Origin of the sequence: Kitasatospora dryopteridis, from assembly GCF_050749075.1 — a bacterium.
In the GTDB taxonomy this organism is placed as follows: domain Bacteria; phylum Actinomycetota; class Actinomycetes; order Streptomycetales; family Streptomycetaceae; genus Kitasatospora.
Map to the genome: position 1 here is coordinate 4,565,889 of NZ_CP192749.1, position 17,839 is coordinate 4,583,727.

14 protein-coding genes are annotated in these 17,839 nt (G+C 73.4%); 10 read left to right on the top strand and 4 right to left on the bottom strand.

Annotated elements, in window-relative coordinates; genetic code table 11:
• Positions 1 to 40: 40 nt before the first annotated feature.
• The 6 genes from ACQ614_RS20845 (at position 41) to ACQ614_RS20870 (ending at position 8,445) form a co-directional block, all read left to right on the top strand.
• The gene (locus ACQ614_RS20845; protein WP_431680015.1) at positions 41 to 1,657 is read left to right on the top strand and encodes an NADH-quinone oxidoreductase subunit M; all 1,617 of its coding nucleotides are present in this window, start codon (positions 41 to 43) and stop codon (positions 1,655 to 1,657) included.
• Positions 1,654 to 3,291, top strand: a complete 1,638-nt coding sequence (nuoN, locus tag ACQ614_RS20850; protein WP_431680016.1) for an NADH-quinone oxidoreductase subunit NuoN — start codon at positions 1,654 to 1,656, stop codon at positions 3,289 to 3,291. The genes ACQ614_RS20845 and nuoN overlap by 4 nt, the downstream gene beginning before the upstream one ends.
• A 246-nt stretch (positions 3,292 to 3,537) precedes the next feature.
• On the top strand, positions 3,538 to 4,551 hold the full coding sequence (locus ACQ614_RS20855) for a polyprenyl synthetase family protein (RefSeq protein WP_431680017.1): 1,014 nt from the start codon (positions 3,538 to 3,540) through the stop codon (positions 4,549 to 4,551).
• 49 nt (positions 4,552 to 4,600) lie between these two features.
• Entirely contained in the window at positions 4,601 to 5,260 is a 660-nt protein-coding gene (locus ACQ614_RS20860; protein WP_431683976.1) for a LuxR C-terminal-related transcriptional regulator, read from the top strand.
• A 174-nt stretch (positions 5,261 to 5,434) separates the two neighbouring features.
• Positions 5,435 to 7,405, top strand: a complete 1,971-nt coding sequence (locus ACQ614_RS20865) for a 2-oxoacid:acceptor oxidoreductase subunit alpha (RefSeq protein WP_431680018.1) — start codon at positions 5,435 to 5,437, stop codon at positions 7,403 to 7,405.
• Complete coding sequence (locus tag ACQ614_RS20870) at positions 7,402 to 8,445, top strand: 2-oxoacid:ferredoxin oxidoreductase subunit beta (RefSeq protein ID WP_431680019.1); 1,044 nt, start codon at positions 7,402 to 7,404, stop codon at positions 8,443 to 8,445. Before ACQ614_RS20865 ends, ACQ614_RS20870 begins: the two co-directional genes overlap by 4 nt.
• A 78-nt stretch (positions 8,446 to 8,523) precedes the next feature.
• Here ACQ614_RS20870 and ACQ614_RS20875 read toward each other — a convergent pair whose 3' ends face one another.
• Entirely contained in the window at positions 8,524 to 9,132 is a 609-nt protein-coding gene (locus tag ACQ614_RS20875) for a DUF5701 family protein (protein WP_431680020.1), read from the bottom strand.
• Between the two features lie 69 nt (positions 9,133 to 9,201).
• Here ACQ614_RS20875 and ACQ614_RS20880 point away from each other — a divergent pair, with 69 nt between their 5' ends.
• The 3 genes from ACQ614_RS20880 to ACQ614_RS20890 all read left to right on the top strand — a co-directional run bounded on the left by ACQ614_RS20880 (position 9,202) and on the right by ACQ614_RS20890 (position 11,698).
• Positions 9,202 to 9,972 carry a TetR/AcrR family transcriptional regulator C-terminal domain-containing protein gene (locus tag ACQ614_RS20880; protein ID WP_431680021.1) on the top strand — a complete coding sequence of 257 codons (771 nt, stop codon included), beginning with the start codon at positions 9,202 to 9,204 and terminating at the stop codon, positions 9,970 to 9,972.
• Between the two features lie 104 nt (positions 9,973 to 10,076).
• Positions 10,077 to 11,081: an EamA family transporter RarD gene (gene rarD, locus ACQ614_RS20885; RefSeq protein ID WP_431680022.1), complete on the top strand. Its 1,005-nt coding sequence runs from the start codon at positions 10,077 to 10,079 to the stop codon at positions 11,079 to 11,081.
• 176 nt (positions 11,082 to 11,257) lie between these two features.
• Entirely contained in the window at positions 11,258 to 11,698 is a 441-nt protein-coding gene (locus tag ACQ614_RS20890; RefSeq protein ID WP_363488839.1) for a hypothetical protein, read from the top strand.
• 36 nt (positions 11,699 to 11,734) lie between these two features.
• Here ACQ614_RS20890 and ACQ614_RS20895 read toward each other — a convergent pair whose 3' ends face one another.
• From ACQ614_RS20895 to ACQ614_RS20905, 3 genes are all read right to left on the bottom strand, one after another.
• Complete coding sequence (locus ACQ614_RS20895; RefSeq protein ID WP_431680023.1) at positions 11,735 to 12,619, bottom strand: ABC transporter permease; 885 nt, start codon at positions 12,617 to 12,619, stop codon at positions 11,735 to 11,737.
• The gene (locus ACQ614_RS20900; RefSeq protein ID WP_431680024.1) at positions 12,606 to 13,532 is read right to left on the bottom strand and encodes an ABC transporter ATP-binding protein; all 927 of its coding nucleotides are present in this window, start codon (positions 13,530 to 13,532) and stop codon (positions 12,606 to 12,608) included. The genes ACQ614_RS20895 and ACQ614_RS20900 overlap by 14 nt, the downstream gene beginning before the upstream one ends.
• 265 nt (positions 13,533 to 13,797) lie before the next feature.
• On the bottom strand, positions 13,798 to 14,985 hold the full coding sequence (locus ACQ614_RS20905; RefSeq protein ID WP_431680025.1) for a LolA family protein: 1,188 nt from the start codon (positions 14,983 to 14,985) through the stop codon (positions 13,798 to 13,800).
• A 177-nt stretch (positions 14,986 to 15,162) separates the two neighbouring features.
• On the opposite strand from ACQ614_RS20905, the gene ACQ614_RS20910 reads away from it, so the two are divergent.
• Positions 15,163 to 17,736: a bifunctional FO biosynthesis protein CofGH gene (locus ACQ614_RS20910; RefSeq protein ID WP_431680026.1), complete on the top strand. Its 2,574-nt coding sequence runs from the start codon at positions 15,163 to 15,165 to the stop codon at positions 17,734 to 17,736.
• Positions 17,737 to 17,839: the final 103 nt, after the last annotated feature.

The following is a 17,839-nucleotide window of genomic DNA, read 5'->3' on the forward strand; positions in this document are numbered from 1 at the left end:
GTCACAAGATGACTGCTGAGGCTCCGCGGGGAGGCCGGCCATGAGCTACCTGCTGACCGCGACCTGCGCCGTGCCCGCCGCGGGCGCGGTGGTCACCGCCGCCCTGCCGGCCGGCAACAGCGAGGCCCGCCGGCGCACCACCAAGGCCGTCGCGCTGGCCGTCTCCACGGCCACCCTCGCGCTGACCGCCGCCGTCGCCGCCCGGTTCGAACCGGGCGGCCCCCGCTACCAGCTGACCGAGTCCTACAGCTGGATCCGCTCCTTCGGCATCTCCTTCTCGCTCGGCGTCGACGGCATCGGCGCCGTGCTGGTCCTGCTCACCGCGGTGCTGGTGCCGCTGGTGATGCTCGCCTCCTGGCATGACTCCGACCCCGCCCCCGCACCCGAGGGCAGCTTCGAGGCCAAGCGCCGCACCCAGGGCTTCTTCGCCCTGATCCTGGCGGTCGAGGCGATGGTGCTGGTGTCCTTCCTGGCCACCGACGTCTTCGTCTTCTACGTCTTCTTCGAAGCCATGCTGATCCCGATGTACTTCCTGATCGGCGGCTTCGGCGACCGGGCCGGCGGCCCCGACGCCGGGAAGCAGCGCTCCTACGCCGCGGTGAAGTTCCTGCTGTACAACCTGCTCGGCGGCCTGGTCATGCTGGCCGCGGTGATCGGGCTGTACGTCACCGCCGCCGACCAGGACCTCGCCACCTTCGACCTGCCGACGCTCACCAACGCGATCGCCGACGGCAAGCTGGCGATCGACCCGTCCGTGGAGAAGGCGCTCTTCCTCGGCTTCTTCTTCGCCTTCGCGGTGAAGGCCCCGCTCTGGCCGCTGCACACCTGGCTGCCCAACGCGATGGGCGAGTCCACCGCCGGAACGGCCGTCCTCATCACCGCGGTCGTCGACAAGGTCGGCACCTTCGCGATGCTGCGGTACTGCCTCGGCCTCTTCCCGGACGCCTCCAAGGACTTCGCCCCGGCGATCCTCGTGCTCTCGCTGATCGGCATCGTCTACGGCGCGCTGGTGGCGATCGGCCAGAAGGACATCAAGCGGCTGGTGGCCTACGCCTCCATCTCGCACTTCGGCTTCATCATCATGGGCATCTTCGCGCTGACCAGCCAGGGCCAGACCGGAGCCACCCTCTACATGGTCAACCACGGCATCTCCACCGCCGCGTGGATGCTCGTCGCGGGCTTCCTGATCTCCCGCCGCGGCTCCCGCCTGATCGCCGACTACGGCGGCGTGCAGAAGGTCGCCCCGGTGCTCGCCGGCACCTTCCTGATCGGCGGCCTGGCCACCCTGTCGCTGCCCGGCATGGCGCCCTTCGTCAGCGAGTTCCTGGTGCTGGTCGGCACGTTCAGCCGGTACCCGGCGATCGGCATCGCCGCCACCTTCGGCATCGTGCTCGCCGCGCTGTACGCCCTGCTGCTCTACCAGCGCACCATGACCGGCCCGGTCAAGCCCCGCATGGAGGGCATGCCCGACCTCAAGGTCCGCGAACTCGTCGTGGTGACACCCCTGGTGGCGCTCACCCTGCTGCTCGGCGTGTACCCCAAGCCGCTCACCGACATGGTGAACCCGGCCGTGGACGCCACGCTCTCCCAGGTCCACCGGACCGACCCGGCACCGGCCCACCCGGTCGCCGCCACCACCGGAGGTGAGCACGAATGAGCCCCACCCAGTGGCTCGCCGCCGCGGGCGGCAACAGCGCGAGCATTCCCGCCCCGCACATCGAGTACGGCCAGCTCTCCCCGATGCTGATCGTCTTCGGCGCCGCGATCGCGGGCATCCTCGTCGAGGCCTTCCTGCCGCGCCGGGCCCGCTACGCCACCCAGATCGGCATCTCGCTGCTCGGCCTCGGCGGGGCCTTCGCCGCGGTCGTCGTCCTCGCCGCGCAGGGCCACGCCACCACTCAGGCCGGCCTGCTCGCCATGGGCGCGGTCGCCATCGACGGCCCCGCGCTGTTCCTGCAGGGCGTCATCCTGCTGACCGCCGTCCTCGCCGTCCTCACCTACGCCGAGCGCCGGCTGGAGCCGCGGCTCAACGGGCACGGCGTCGACGCGTTCACCGCGCAGGGCGCCGCCGTCCCCGGCGGCGAGCAGGAGCGCGACGCCACCCGGGCCGGCTTCACCACCACCGAGGTCTTCCCGCTCACCCTGTTCGCCGTCGGCGGCATGCTGCTCTTCCCCGCCGCCAACGACCTGCTGACCATGTTCGTGGCGCTGGAGGTCCTCTCCCTGCCGCTCTACCTGCTCTGCGGGCTCGCCCGGCGCCGCCGGCTGCTCTCCCAGGAGGCGGCGGTCAAGTACTTCCTGCTCGGCGCCTTCGCCTCGGCGTTCTTCCTGTTCGGCACCGCGCTGCTGTACGGCTACGCGGGCAGCGTCCAGCTCGGCGACATCGCCGACGTGGTCTCCGGCGTCGCCCCGGTCACCCCGGCGCTCACCGTCACCACCCAGAACGACGCGCTGCTGCTGATCGGCCTGGCCATGCTCGCCGTCGGCCTGCTCTTCAAGGTCGGCGCCGTCCCCTTCCACGCCTGGACCCCGGACGTCTACCAGGGCGCCCCGACCCCGGTCACCGGCTTCATGGCCGCGGCCACCAAGACCGCCGCCTTCGGCGCCTTCCTCCGCCTCTTCTACGTGGCCTTCCCCGGCCTCAAGTGGGACTGGCGGCCGGTCATGTGGGGCGTCGCCATCCTCACCATGGTGGTCGGCGCGATCCTCGCCGTCACCCAGCAGGACGTGAAGCGGCTGCTCGCGTACTCCTCGATCGCCCACGCGGGCTTCATCCTCACCGGTGTGATCGCCACCAACCGACAGGGCCTGGGCGCCGTCCTCTTCTACCTGCTCGCCTACTCCTTCGTGACCCTCGGCGCCTTCGCCGTGGTCACCCTGGTGCGCGACTCGAAGGGGGAGGCCACCCACCTCTCCAGCTGGGCCGGCCTCGGCCGGCGCTCCCCGCTGGTCGCCGCGGTCTTCGCACTCTTCCTGCTGGCCTTCGCCGGGATCCCGCTGACCAGCGGCTTCACCGGCAAGTTCGCGGTCTTCCAGGCCGCGGCGGCCGGCGGTGCCATGCCGCTGGTGATCGTCGGCGTGCTCAGCTCGGCCGTCGCGGCGTTCTTCTACATCCGCGTCATCGTGCTGATGTTCTTCTCCGACCCGCAGCCGCACGGCCCGTCCGTGGCCGTCCCCAGCCCGCTCACCGCCACCGCCATCGGCGTCGGCGTGCTGGTCACCCTCGGCCTCGGCCTGCTGCCGCAGTACTTCCTCGACCTGGCGTCGAAGGCCTCGCTCTTCGTCCGCTAGCGCCGCGCCCTGCACACCGGCCCCCGCCGTCCGGCGGGGGCCGGTGCCCTTTTCCCGGTCCCCGGACAGTGCCGCCCGCCCGCCGGGACAGCGCCGTACGGTGCCCGACGCGCTGGTTGGGGCCCATGCCCGTGCAGTGATCCACTCGTGACCGGATACGCTGCCTAATGCGTGCAGCCGTACGCGCAGAGGCGGCGACCGGGGGGACCAGGCCGCTGGGATCGACCAGGGACAGGAGTGGTCTGCGTGACCGTCGTGGGGCCCTTCGGGCTGACCGTGCAGGACCGCGATCTGACCCGTGACGTCCAGGCCGGGATGGACGCCGTGGAAGCGGCGCTCGGCGAGGCGGTGAAGAGCGAGGTTCCGTTCATCACCGTCACGGCCAGCCACCTGATCGAGGCCGGCGGCAAGCGCTTCCGCCCGCTGCTGGTCATGCTCGCCGCCCAGTTCGGCGACCCGTACGCGCCCGGCGTGGTGCCGGCCGCCGTCGTCGTCGAGCTCACCCACCTCGCCACGCTGTACCACGACGACGTCATGGACGAGGCCCCCGTCCGCCGCGGCGCCCCCAGCGCCAACTCCCGCTGGGACAACTCGGTCGCCATCCTCACCGGCGACTTCCTCTTCTCCCGCGCCTCCCAGGTCCTCGCCGACCTCGGCCCGGAGGCCGTCCGCATCCAGGCCGACGCCTTCGAGCGCCTCGTCACCGGCCAGATCCTGGAGACCGCCGGCCCCCGCCCCGGCGACGACCCGCTCCAGCACTACCTGGACGTCATCGCCGGCAAGACCGGCTCGCTGATCGCCGTCTCCGGCCGCTTCGGCGCCATGACGGCCGGCGCCGAGCCGTGGATCATCGACATCCTCACCCAGTACGGCGAGCGGATGGGCACCGCCTTCCAGCTCGCCGACGACGTCCTGGACATCGCCAGCGACAGCCACGAGTCCGGCAAGACCCCCGGCACCGACCTGCGCGAGGGCGTCCCCACGCTGCCCGTGCTGCTCCTGCGGCAGACCCCGGTGGACGAGGACGACCCCGCCGACCTGCGGCTGCGCGAGCTCCTCGACGGCGACCTCTCCGAGGACGACGAGCTGCACGCCGAGGCGCTGCGCCTGCTGCGCCGCCACCCGGCGCTGGAGCGGGCCCGCCGGGAGACCCTGCGGTACGCCGAGGAGGCCCGCGCCCTGCTCGACCCGCTGCCGGAGTGCCCGGCCAAGGCGGCCCTGCAGGGGCTCTGCGACGCCGTCGCGATCCGTACCATGTGAGACCGGGCCGGTCACGGGGGCGGCCCTTCGCCGAAGGGGGCTCTTCATGCTGCGCGTCGTGATCGCCGAGGACTCCGTCCTCCTGCGGGAGGGCCTGACCCGCCTGCTGGCCGACCGCGGCCTCGAGGTGGTCGCCGGGGTCGGCGACGGCGACGCGCTGCTCAGGACCGTCCAGGAGCTGGCCGCGGCCGGCGCCCTGCCCGACGTGGTCGTGGCGGACGTCCGGATGCCCCCCACCCACACCGACGAGGGCGTGCGCGCCTGTGTGGCGCTGCGCGGCCTGTACCCGGAGCTGGGTGTGCTGGTGCTGTCGCAGTTCGTCGAGGAGCGGTACGCCGGCGAGCTGCTGGCGGGCTCCACCCGCGGTGTCGGCTACCTGCTCAAGGACCGGGTCGCGGACGTCCGCGAGTTCGCCGACGCCGTCGTCCGGGTCGCCGGCGGCGGCACCGCGCTCGACCCCGAGGTGGTGCAGCAGCTGCTCAGCCGCAGCCGCCGCGGAGACGTCCTGGAGGGCCTCACGCCGCGCGAGCGCGAGGTGCTGGGGCTGATGGCCGAGGGCCGCACCAATGCGGCGATCGCCCGCCAGCTGGTCGTGTCGGACGGTGCGGTGGAGAAGCACGTCAGCAACATCTTCCTCAAGCTGGGCCTGGGCCAGAGCCCCGAGGACCACCGCCGGGTGCTCGCCGTGCTCACCTACCTCAACTCCTGACCGCCCGGGTGCAGGCCGTGGTCGTCCGTCGATCGAAGATGGCGCATCGAGCGATTCCACCTGCCCGAGTTACGGTCGAGTGATCCCCGGCCGTCTTAGGATGCGATAGGTGCACCAGGCGGACGGGGCACACGGCTCACGCCCGCGGCTGGCGCCACGAGGAGGTCCGCGGCAGTGACCAGTCAGGTCGATCAGTCAGAGGCAGTGGACGGCTCGGACGGGGGCGAGGGCCGGGCCGGCTCGGCGCCTCCGTCGGCCAGGCAGGGGCGGCCCGTCAAGCCCACCCGCCGGCTGGACCGGGTGATCATCCGGTTCGCCGGCGACTCCGGTGACGGCATGCAGCTCACCGGTGACCGCTTCACCTCGGAGACGGCGTCGTTCGGCAACGACCTCTCCACCCTCCCGAACTTCCCGGCCGAGATCCGGGCACCCGCCGGCACCCTGCCGGGCGTGTCCAGCTTCCAGCTGCACTTCGCCGACCACGACATCCTGACCCCCGGCGACGCGCCGAACGTCCTGGTGGCGATGAACCCGGCCGCGCTCAAGGCCAACCTGCCGGACGTGCCGCGCGGCGCGGAGATCATCGTCAACACCGACGAGTTCACCAAGCGCGCCCTGGCCAAGGTCGGCTACGCGGCCGACCCGCTGGCCGACGGCTCGCTGGACGCCTTCCGGCTGCACAAGGTGCCGCTGACCACGCTCACCCTGGAGGCGCTCAAGGAGAGCGGCCTGGCCCGCAAGGACGCCGAACGTGCCAAGAACATGTTCGCGCTCGGCCTGCTCTCCTGGATGTACCACCGGCCGACCGGCGGCACCGAGGCGTTCCTGCGGCAGAAGTTCGCCAAGAAGCCGGACATCGCCGAGGCCAACATCCTGGCCTTCCGGGCCGGCTGGAACTTCGGCGAGACCACCGAGGACTTCGCGGTCTCCTACGAGATCGCCCCGGCCGCCCTGCCGTCCGGCACCTACCGCAACATCTCCGGCAACCTGGCGCTCTCCTACGGCCTGATCGCCGCCGCCGAGCGCGCCGGACTGCCGCTGTTCCTCGGCTCGTACCCGATCACCCCCGCCTCGGACATCCTGCACGAGCTGTCCCGGCACAAGAACTTCGACGTGCGCACCTTCCAGGCCGAGGACGAGATCGCGGGCATCGGTGCCGCCCTCGGCGCGGCCTTCGGCGGCGCGCTCGGCGTCACCACCACCTCCGGCCCCGGCGTCGCCCTCAAGTCGGAGACCATCGGCCTGGCCGTCTCGCTCGAACTGCCGCTGCTGGTCGTGGACATCCAGCGCGGCGGCCCGTCCACCGGCCTGCCCACCAAGACCGAGCAGGCCGACCTGCTGCAGGCCATGTTCGGCCGCAACGGCGAGGCCCCGGTGCCGGTCGTCGCCCCGGCCACCCCCGCCGAGTGCTTCACCGCCGCCCTGGAGGCGGCCCGCATCGCGCTGACCTACCGCACCCCCGTCATGCTGCTCTCCGACGGCTACCTGGCCAACGGCTCCGAGCCGTGGCGCATCCCCGCCGTCGACGAACTGCCCGACCTGACCGTCGACTTCGCCACCGGGCCGAACCACGAGCTGGAGGACGGCAGCCGCGTCTTCTGGCCGTACAAGCGGGACGCGCGCACCCTCGCCCGCCCGTGGGCGGTGCCCGGCACCCCCGGCCTGGAGCACCGGATCGGCGGCATCGAGAAGCAGGACGGCACCGGCAACATCTCCTACGATCCCGCCAACCACGACTTCATGGTCCGCACCCGGCAGGCCAAGATCGACGGCATCGACGTGCCCCCGGTCACCGTCGACGACCCCTCGGGCCGGGCCCGCGTCCTCGTCCTCGGCTGGGGCTCCACCTACGGCCCGATCACCGCCGCCGTGCGCAGGGTCCGCGCCGACGGCGGGCACGTCGCCCAGGCGCACCTGCGCCACATCAACCCCTTCCCGGCCAACCTCGGCGCGGTGCTGCACGGCTACGAGAAGGTCATCGTCCCGGAGATGAACCTCGGCCAGCTCGCCCTGCTGCTGCGGGCCAAGTACCTCGTCGACGCCCAGTCCTACAACCAGGTCCGCGGGCTGCCCTTCAAGGCCGCCCAGCTGGCCGACGTGCTGCACGCGGCGATCGGCACCCTCGATGCGGAGGACCAGCGATGACCGAGTTCCGCCTGCTCGACCTGGTGCCCAAGGCCGACGGCCCGCAGAGCGCCAAGGAGTTCAAGACCGACCAGGAGGTCCGCTGGTGCCCCGGCTGCGGTGACTACGCGATCCTCGCCGCCGTCCAGGCCTTCATGCCCGAGCTCGGCATCCGCCGGGAGAACACCGTCTTCGTCTCCGGCATCGGCTGCTCCTCGCGCTTCCCGTACTACATGAACACCTACGGGATGCACTCCATCCACGGCCGCGCCCCGGCGATCGCCACCGGCCTCGCCACCTCCCGGCGCGATCTCAGCGTCTGGGTGGTCACCGGCGACGGCGACGCGCTCTCCATCGGCGGCAACCACCTGATCCACGCCCTGCGGCGCAACGTCAACCTGAAGATCCTGCTGTTCAACAACCGGATCTACGGCCTCACCAAGGGCCAGTACTCGCCCACCAGCGAGGTCGGGAAGATCACCAAGTCCACCCCGATGGGCTCCCTGGACGCGCCGTTCAACCCGCTGTCGCTGGCGATCGGCGCCGAGGCCACCTTCGTCGCCCGCGCCATCGACTCCGACCGCCAGCACCTGCAGTCCGTGCTGCGGGCGGCCGCCGAGCACGAGGGCACCGCGCTGGTGGAGATCTACCAGAACTGCAACATCTTCAACGACGGCGCCTTCGAGGTGCTCAAGGAGCCCGGCACCCGCGACGAGGCGCTGATCCGCCTCGAACACGGCCGGCCGATCCGCTTCGGCGCCGACCAGGGCGTCTTCCGCGGCCCGGACGGCGAACTGTTCGTCGACGCGGTCACACCGGAGAACGAGGCCGCGGTGCTCGTCCACGACGCGCACGCCGCCGGCCCCGCCACCGCCTTCGCGCTGACCCGCCTCGCCGACGCCGACACCCTGCACCACACCCCGATCGGCGTGCTCAGATCGGTCCGGCGGCCGGTCTACGACACCATGATGGCCGATCAACTGGAGAAGGCCAGGGCCGACCGCGGCCCCGGCGACCTCGCCGACCTGCTCACCGGCAAGGACACCTGGACGGTGGTCTGATCCCACGTCGGCACGACGGGCCCCGGGGTGCACGACCCCGGGGCCCGTCGTGCTGTCCGCCCCCGTCGTGCCGTGCGGTCAGGCCCGGCCGCCGGCCGAGGCCATGCCGAGCCAGGTGTGCGGGTTGCCCTCCCAGCACCAGCCGAGCTTGGGCGCGCCCTTGCTGATCCACAGCGCGGGCACCCGCCTGTCGCCGCAGCGCGAGGCGCCGAGCGAGAAGCACTTGTTGGTGGCCAGCAGCTCCGGGTACTGGGTGACCACGGCGACGCCCTCCTCGACGGTCAGCAGGGTGCGGCCCCGTCCGGCGACCACGGCCATGGCGTCGCGCGGCACGGCGCCGCAGAACTCCTCGCCGCGGTCGACGTCGAGCAGCAGGTAGGCGCGGCCCGCGGGCAGTTCCACGGTCGGCGTGAAGCGGGCGAGGTCGCCCTCCGGGTAGAGCCGGTCCACGATCCCCGGACGGCTCCGCCCGGCCAGCGCGGTGAGCGGCACCGCCTGCTCGATCGGCACCAGGTCGCGGGTCACCACGAGCACGTACGGCACCCGGCCGCCGTCGGGCGGTCCGCCGGGCCCGGCGGCCTCCCGGAGCGGGGCGAGCAGGTCGGTGAAGTCGCCCTCCGGCAGTCCGGCCAGGGCGGGGTAGCCCAGGTCGATCAGCCGCTGCAGCTGTCGGTCGAACTCGGTCATGCGCCTCCTATTCTCCGTACTGCGTACAGTATACACAGTACGGAGAATGGGGATGGGAGAATTCCGGCCATGGCGACCGACCGCAGCAGTGCAGGCGACCCGGCGCGGACCCTCGCGCTGCTCTGGGGGGAGCCCACCGTCGGGCCTGGCCGGCGCGGCCCCCGCCAGGCCAGGACCGCCCCGGAGATCGCCGCCGCCGCGATCGCCCTGGCCGACGCCGAGGGCACCGCCGCCGTCACCATGCGCCGGGTCGCCCAGGAACTCGGCCTCTCGCCGATGGCGCTCTACACCTACGTGCCGGGCAAGGCCGAACTGCTCGATCTGATGCTCGACACCGTCTACACCGCCATGCCCCGCCGCACCCCCGAGGGCGGCGGCTGGCGGGTCCGCCTGGCCGCCGTCGCCGACGACAACGCCGCCCTGTACGCCGCCCACCCCTGGGTCGCGGACGTCGCCACCGGCCGCCCCCCGCTCGGCCCCGGGCTGATGGCCAAGTACGAGTACGAGCTGCGCGCCGCCGAGGGCCTCGGCCTCGGCGACGTCGAGACCGACGCCGCCCTCGCCTTCCTGCTGGCCTTCGTGCACGGCTGCGCCCGTACCGCCGCCGACGAGCGGGCCGCCGAACAGGAGAGCGCCATGAGCGACGCCCAGTGGTGGGAGGGCAACGCCGACCTGCTGGCCAAGGTCTTCGACCCGGAGCGCTTCCCGACCGCCGCCCGGGTCGGCTCCGCGGTCGGCGAGGCCTACGGGGGCGCCTCCAGTTCGGCCCATGCGTACGCCTTCGGGCTGCAGCGGGTGCTGGACGGACTGGCCGCGCTCCGCCCGGAATCCGATACATAAGACCGACCGGCAGCTGTCATGACCAAACGGTGGATACGGGCGTGACAACCGGAGGTTCCGCCGCTACCGTCGACCCGACAGCAGCGCGCGGAAGGCAGGGCGGCATGGCCGGCACCAACGACGAGCACGACACCGGCCGCGGCTTCTGGTACGGCGCCGCCGCCTACGGCATGTGGGGCCTCTTCCCGCTCTTCTGGCCGCTGCTCGAACCCGCCGACGCCGCCGACATCCTCGCCAACCGCATGGTCTGGTCCCTCGTCGCCGTCGCCCTGATGCTCCTCGTGCAGCGCCGCTGGGCCTGGATCCGCCCGCTGCTCTCCCAGCCCCGCCGCCTCGCCCTGGTCGCCCTCGCCGCCGCCGTCATCTCCGTCAACTGGGGCGTCTACATCTGGGGCGTCAACTCCGGCCACGTCGTCGAGACCAGCCTCGGCTACTTCATCAACCCGCTCGTCACCATCGCCTTCGGCGTCCTGCTGCTCCGCGAGCGGCTGCGCCGCGCCCAGTGGGTCGCCGTCGGCATAGGCGCCGCCGCCGTCGCCGTCCTCACCGTCGGCTACGGCCGACTGCCCTGGATCGCCCTCACCCTCGCCCTCAGCTTCGCCACCTACGGCCTGCTGAAGAAGAAGGTCGCCCTCGGCGGACAGGAGAGCTTCGCACTCGAGAGCGCCGCCATGTTCCCCTTCGCCCTGGGCTTCCTGATCAGCCTGCAGATCCGCGGCGAGGGCAGCTTCGGCCACGCCGCCGGCTCCGGCTCCGCCTGGGCCCACTCCGGCCTGCTGGTGCTCAGCGGCGTCATCACCGCGATTCCGCTGCTCTGCTTCGGCGCCGCCGCCGTCCGCGTCCCGCTCACCACCCTCGGCCTGCTCCAGTACCTCGCCCCGGTCTTCCAGTTCCTCATCGGCATCACCGTCTTCCACGAGTCCATGCCGCCCGCCCGCTGGGCCGGCTTCGCACTCGTCTGGGCCGCCCTCGCGGTGCTCACCTTCGACGCGCTGCGCCGGGTCCGGTCCGACCGCACCGCGCTCGCCGCGGCGGCCGCTGCCGCCACCGGGCAGCCGGCCGCGACCGCCCCCGAGGACGCTCCGGCCCCCTCCGCCGTCACCCGCTGAAACCGTCCGAACGCGCTCCGCGCGCAGGCCGTTCGCACCGGCACTCCTGCTGTGAAGAAGTCCCCGCCGGATCTCCTCAACCAAGGTCTCGGACTGCTAACGTCCGGGGTGCCACCGCCGCCGGCCGACGGAAACCCCGTCCTGAGGGGGCGCCGCACGGCCACAGGAGGGTTGTGATGGTTCACCTCACGGGTCATCTCACAGGGCAGCTCGCCCGGCCGTTCCGCCGTGTCGCCGAGAGTCCCGGCCGCGCGGCCCAGACGCTGCGCGACGCCGCCGACGACCTCCTCGCCCGCGGTGCGGCCCTCCGCCTGCCCGCCGTCCGGCGCGAACTCGACGCCGCCGAGACCGGCGAACTCCTGCTCACCGGCGCCCCCGCCGGCGGCGCAGTGCGCATCGAGTGGCAGCGCCACGGCCGCCCGGCGATAACCCTCGACGGGCCCTACCGGCTCGACCGGGTGGAGCTGAAGGGCTCCCACCGGGCCCGGCTGTACGGGCTCACCGCCGGCGTCCGCCTGGTCTGCCCGGAGTGGTCCCCGCTCTTCCTGATCGCCCCCGCGCAGCTGCCGCTGCTGGCCTGCGCCGCCGCCGCCTCGCGCATCCTCCCCGTCCGCTGACGGGGCCCGGGCCGGGGGAGCCCCGGCCCGGCCCGCTCAGACCGTGATGTCCCGGCTGGTGAAGCGCGCCCACGCCGCCGAGCCGAACACGGCGACGTACACCGCCTGCAGCCCCAGGTTCTCCAGCACGTTGTCCCAGTGCATCGGGTCGCGCAGCAGGTCCGAGAAGCTCAGCCACTGGTGCGTGAACAGGAACGGCTGCACCGCGTGCAGCTGCGGGAAGCTGTCCAGGATCTGCACCGTGATCACCAGCACCACGGTCGCCGCCATCGCCGCGATCCCGCTGCCCGTCAGCGTCGACACGAACAGGCCGATCGCCACCAGCCCGGCCAGCGACAGCGCGACCACCCCGGCCACCAGCACCGCCCGCAGCAGCGCCTCGCCGACCCCGATCGAGTCCCCCGACAGCAGCGTCACCTCGCCCAGCGGGAACAGCGCCGCCCCCGTCGCCAGCGCCGACACCGCCACCACCCCCGTGGCCACCAGGCAGTACACCAGCGCCGCGGAGAACTTCGCCGCCAGCAGCCGCGCCCGCCCGGCCGGCGCCACCAGCAGGTAGCGCAGCGTCCCCATCGACGCCTCGCCCGCGATGGAGTCCCCCGCCACCACGCCCACCGTCATCGGCAGGAACACCGGCAAAGTGACGGCCAAGGCGGTAAAGACCAGGAAAAGCCCGTTCTGCGTCACCTGGGCGATGAACGCGGGCCCCCCGCCACCGCCGTCCCGCCCGCCGGTCTCCACCCGCACGACGGTGCCGATCAGCACCGGCAGCGCCGCCAGGATGCCCAGCAGCACCACCGTCCGCGCCCGCCGGAACGTCAGCGCCAGCTCACTGGTGAACAGCGCCGCGTACCCGGCCGCACCCGCCCGGCGGGCACCCGCCGCCGGTGCGCCCGGCCGCACCGCCTCAGCCCGCGACATCGAAGCCCTCCCCGGTCAGCGCCACGAAGGCGTCCTCCAGCGTGCCCCGCTCCACCGCGAAGCCGCGCACCCGCACCCCGGCCCCGACCAGCGCCGCACACAGCGCGGGCAGCCCGTCCTCACCGTCCGGCGGCAGGCCGTCCACCTCCCCGGCACCGACCCGGAGGTCCGCCACCCCGTGCTCCTTCAGCACCCGGGCCGCCTCCTCCGCGTCCGCCGTACGGACCACCAGGCGGCCCTGCGCCCGCGCCGCCAGCTCGGCCACCGTGCCCTGCACCACCAGCCGGCCCCGAGACATCACCGCCGCGTGCGTGCAGACCTGCTCGATCTCGTCCAGCAGGTGCGAGGACAGGAACACCGTCGTGCCCTCCGCCGCCAGCTCCCGCACCAGCGCCCGGATCTCCCGCATGCCCTGCGGGTCCAGGCCGTTGATCGGCTCGTCCAGCACCAGCAGCTCGCGCGGCTGCAGCAGCGCCGCCGCCAGCCCCAGCCGCTGCTTCATCCCCAGCGAGTACGCCCGGGCTTTCTTGCCGGCCGCGGCCGACAGGCCGACCCGCTCCAGCGCCGCCGCCACCCGCCGGTCCCGCGTCCGCGGATCGGCCGTCGGATCGGCCGCGTCGAACCGCGCCAGATTGGCCCGTCCGGACAGGAACCCGTACAGCGCCGGGCCCTCGATCAGCGCCCCCACCCGAGGCAGCACCGCGCCCACCGACTGCGGCATCGGCGCCCCCAGCACCGTCGCCGTCCCCGCGGTGGGAGCGATCAGGCCCATCAGCATCCGGATCGTCGTCGTCTTGCCGGACCCGTTCGGGCCGAGGAAGCCGAACACGCTGCCCCGCGGCACCGCCAGGTCCAGCCCGTCCACCGCCGCCCGGCCGCCGAACCGCTTGGTCAGCCCGCCGGTGCGGATCACGTCGTCGGAAGCGGCAGCGGGGGCCGGGCCCGTGACGGCCCGGCCCCCCGCCCGCTCCGGATCGTCGTCGTCTTGCCGGACCCGTTCGGGCCGAGGAAGCCGAACACGCTGCCCCGCGGCACCGCCAGGTCCAGCCCGTCCACCGCCGCCCGGCCGCCGAACCGCTTGGTCAGCCCGCCGGTGCGGATCACGTCGTCGGAAGCGGCAGCGGGGGCCGGGCCCGTGACGGCCCGGCCCCCCGCCCCCCCGGAAGGAGCGCCGGTCACTACTTCACCCCGGCCGCAGACTGCAGCACGGGCAGCGTCACCGCGCCGGCGAACACCCGACCGTCGTCCGTCACCAGCACGTTCAGCACCTTGGTGCCGATCAGGGTGCCGCCGCCGACCGGCTTGCCGAACGCCTTCACCATGGACAGCGCGCTCTGCGGCTCGCTCTTCCCGCCGTGCTTGCCGCCCTGGGCCGGCACCTCGCCGGAGGGCAGCCGGGTCGACACCACGGTCGTCCAGCCCTCGCCCGTCACCTGCACGTCCGGCCGGTCCCCGGCGGACGGCCGACCGGCCGCCGCACCGTGCTCCTCGGCCTTCGCCGCGGCCTTCTCGTCGGCCTTGTGCTCGGTCACCTTCGCGCCCTTCGGCGGGGTGAAGGAGAAGGCCGAGGCGGCCGGCCGGTCGAAGGACACCTTGCTGTAGTGCACGTCCAGCACCGGACCGCCGGACACCGCCGTCGCCTGCACCGACAGCGGCACGCCGCGCTCGGCGTCCACCGCGATCCGCACCCGCGCGATCGTCGACCCGTGCCCCTTCGGCGTGAGGGTCAGCCGGTACGCGTCCCGCCCGGCCACCGTCGTGGTGCCGTCCACCGCCACCGTGGTGCTGCCCGACGCGAACGCCAGGAACTGCTTGGCCGCCTCCTGCGGCGTCACCGCGGCCGCCGCCGACGGCAGACCCGCCTTCTTCTCCGCGCCGCCCTGCGGGGCCGTCAGGTGCACGGCCTCGTTGGAGGAGCTGTCCCACGCCCACACGTCCCGGCCGTTGTGCACCAGCTCGTACCCGGCGAGGTTCTCCACCAGGCCGATCCGCTGCCGGTCCGGACCGTCCACCGCGACCTGCAGGGTGTGCTGCCCCCCGAGCAGCTGCGCCAGCTTCGCCTGCGGCTCGGCACCGCCGGTGCCGCCCGAACCGACCCCGCCCGCAGCGCCCAGCAGCTGCGACGGCACCCCCAGGTCGGCCTTCACCTGCACCGTGCCCGACAGCGCCTGGGTGTCCGACCCCAGCACCTTCGCCACCAGCTGCTCCGCCGTCACCGACGGCAGGCTCGGCCCGGAGTCGCTGGCCAGCGCCGGCACCAGCCCGACGCCCGCGGCCACCGCCGCGACCACCGCGACCGGCACCGCCACCCGCACCAGCGTCCGGCGGCCCGACCGGTACGGTGCCTGCTGCTCCTGCTCCGCCATCTCCCTCAACCCCTCCGAGTCGTCAACTGCTTGCCCTCTCCATTAGAGACGCCGAAGGCCCTTGGGGCATCGCTCCACAGAGCTGGATCCGCCTCCGACCGTCGTCGCACCCGACCCTGAGGCGCTCTCAGGGTCGTGTCATCCCGATGGCGGAACCCGGTCGCGTATCGTCGGCGCATGGACGCATCCCGCACCCTGCCGACCGTTTCCTCGATGCGCCGCGCGCTGCGGCGGGCACGCGAGGGCGTCGCGCTGGACGTCGGCGAGGCGGAGGTCCTGCTCCACGCCCGGGGCACCGACCTCGCGGACCTGTGCGGGTCGGCGGCCCGGGTCAGGGACGCCGGCCTGGCGGAGGCGGGCCGCCCCGGCGTGATCACCTACTCGAAGAAGGTGTTCGTTCCGCTCACCCGGCTGTGCCGGGACCGCTGCCACTACTGCACCTTCGTGACCGTGCCGGGCAGGCTCCGCCGTGCCGGCGAGGGCATGTTCCTCTCCCCGGACGAAGTGCTGGACATCGCCCGCAAGGGCGCGGCCATGGGCTGCAAGGAGGCGCTGTTCACCCTGGGGGACCGGCCGGAGGACCGCTGGCCCGAGGCCCGCGAGTGGCTGGACGCCCACGGGTACGACGACACCCTCGCCTACGTCCGGGCGATGGCCGTGCGTGTGCTGGAGGAGACCGGTCTGCTGCCGCACCTCAACCCGGGAGTGCTGTCCTGGACGGACTTCCAGCGGCTGAAGCCGGTCGCCCCCTCCATGGGGATGATGCTGGAGACCACCGCGGAACGGCTCTGGTCGGACCCGTCCGGCCCGCACCACGGCTCGCCGGACAAGGAGCCGCGGGTGCGGCTGCGGGTCCTGGAGGACGCCGGCCGCTCCTCGGTGCCCTTCACCACCGGCGTGCTGATCGGGATCGGCGAATCGCTGCGCGAGCGCGCCGAGTCGCTGTTCGCGATCCGCCGGGTGGCTCGGGAGTTCCGCGGGGTGCAGGAGGTCATCGTGCAGAACTTCCGCGCCAAGCCGGACACGGCGATGCGGGGCATGCCGGACGCCGAACTGGAGGAGCTGGCCGCGGCCGTCGCGGTGGCCCGGCTGGTGCTCGGCCCCTCGGCGCGCCTCCAGGCGCCGCCGAACCTGGTCGACGGCGAGTTCGCGCTGCTGATCGGCGCCGGCATCGACGACTGGGGCGGGGTCTCGCCGCTCACCCCGGACCACGTCAACCCCGAGCGCCCCTGGCCGCACATCGAGGAGCTCGCCGCCCGCACGGCCGCCGCCGGCTTCACCCTGCGCGAGCGGCTGACGGTCTACCCGGAGTATGTGCGCCGCGGCGAGCCCTGGCTGGACCCGCGGGTGCTGCCGCACGTCACCGCGCTGGCCGACCCGGAGACCGGGCTGGCCCGCGAGGACGCCCTCCCGGCCGGCCTCCCCTGGCAGGAGCCCGAGGAGCCGCAGACCGGCTCCGGCCGCACCGAACTGCACCGCGAGATCGACACCGAGGGCCGCACCGGCGACCGCCGGGCGGACTTCGAGGACGTCTACGGCGACTGGCAGGTGCTGCGGGAGAAGGTCGCCGCGGGCGCTCCCGAGCGGCTGCCCTCGGACGTCCGGGCGGCCCTCGCGGTCGCCGCCGACGACCCCACCCGGCTGACCGACGATCAGGCCCTCGCCCTGTTCGGGGCGGACGGCCCGGCGCTGGACGCACTCTGCGGCATCGCCGACGCGGTGCGCCGCGACACCGTCGGCGACACCGTGACCTACTGCGTCACCCGGAACATCAACTTCACCAACGTCTGCTACACCGGCTGCCGGTTCTGCGCCTTCGCGCAGCGGCGCACCGACGCGGACGCGTACACGCTGTCGCTGGAGCAGGTCGCCGAGCGGGCCGCGCAGGCCTGGGAGGTCGGCGCGACCGAGGTGTGCATGCAGGGCGGCATCCACCCCGACCTGCCGGGCACCGCGTACTTCGACATCGCACGGGCCGTGAAGGAGCGGGTGCCGGGTATCCACGTGCACGCCTTCTCCCCGATGGAGGTGGTCAACGGGGCGACCCGCACCGGGCTGTCCGTGCGCGACTGGCTGGCGAAGGCGCAGGAGGCCGGGCTGGACACCATCCCGGGCACCGCGGCGGAGATCCTCGACGACGAGGTCCGGTGGGTGCTGACGAAGGGCAAGCTGCCGGCGGCCACCTGGGTGGAGGTGGTCACCGCCGCGCACGGGCTGGGCATCCGCTCGTCCTCCACCATGATGTACGGGCACGTGGACACCCCCCGGCACTGGCTCGGCCACCTGCGGCTGCTGGCCCGCATCCAGCAGGAGACCGGAGGGTTCACCGAGTTCGTCACCCTGCCCTTCGTGCACACCAACGCCCCGGTGTACCTGGCGGGCGTGGCCAGGCCCGGCCCGACCGCGCGGGACAACCGGGCGGTGGTGGCGATGGCGCGGCTGCTGCTGCACCCGCACATCCCCAACATCCAGACCTCGTGGGTGAAGCTGGGTGCGGACGGCGCGGCGGAGATGCTCCGCTCCGGCGCCAACGACCTCGGCGGGACGCTGATGGAGGAGACCATCTCCCGGATGGCCGGCTCCTCCTGGGGCAGCTACAAGTCCGTGCGGGAGCTGGAGGCGATCGCGGCGGCCGCCGGGCGGCCGGTGCGCCAGCGGACCACCACCTACGGGGAGGTCCCGGCGGAGCGGCGGGCCGCGGCGCTGGCCTCCGACGGGCACCTGCCGGTCCTCCTCCCGGTGCTGGACTGACCCCGGGCCGGCCTGCGGCCGGATGCGGGGGCGGGTGCGTGCGGGGAGGAGGTGTTCGACCCCGGCACCGATCCGTTCGGTTCTTCGAATACAGTGCAGGCTC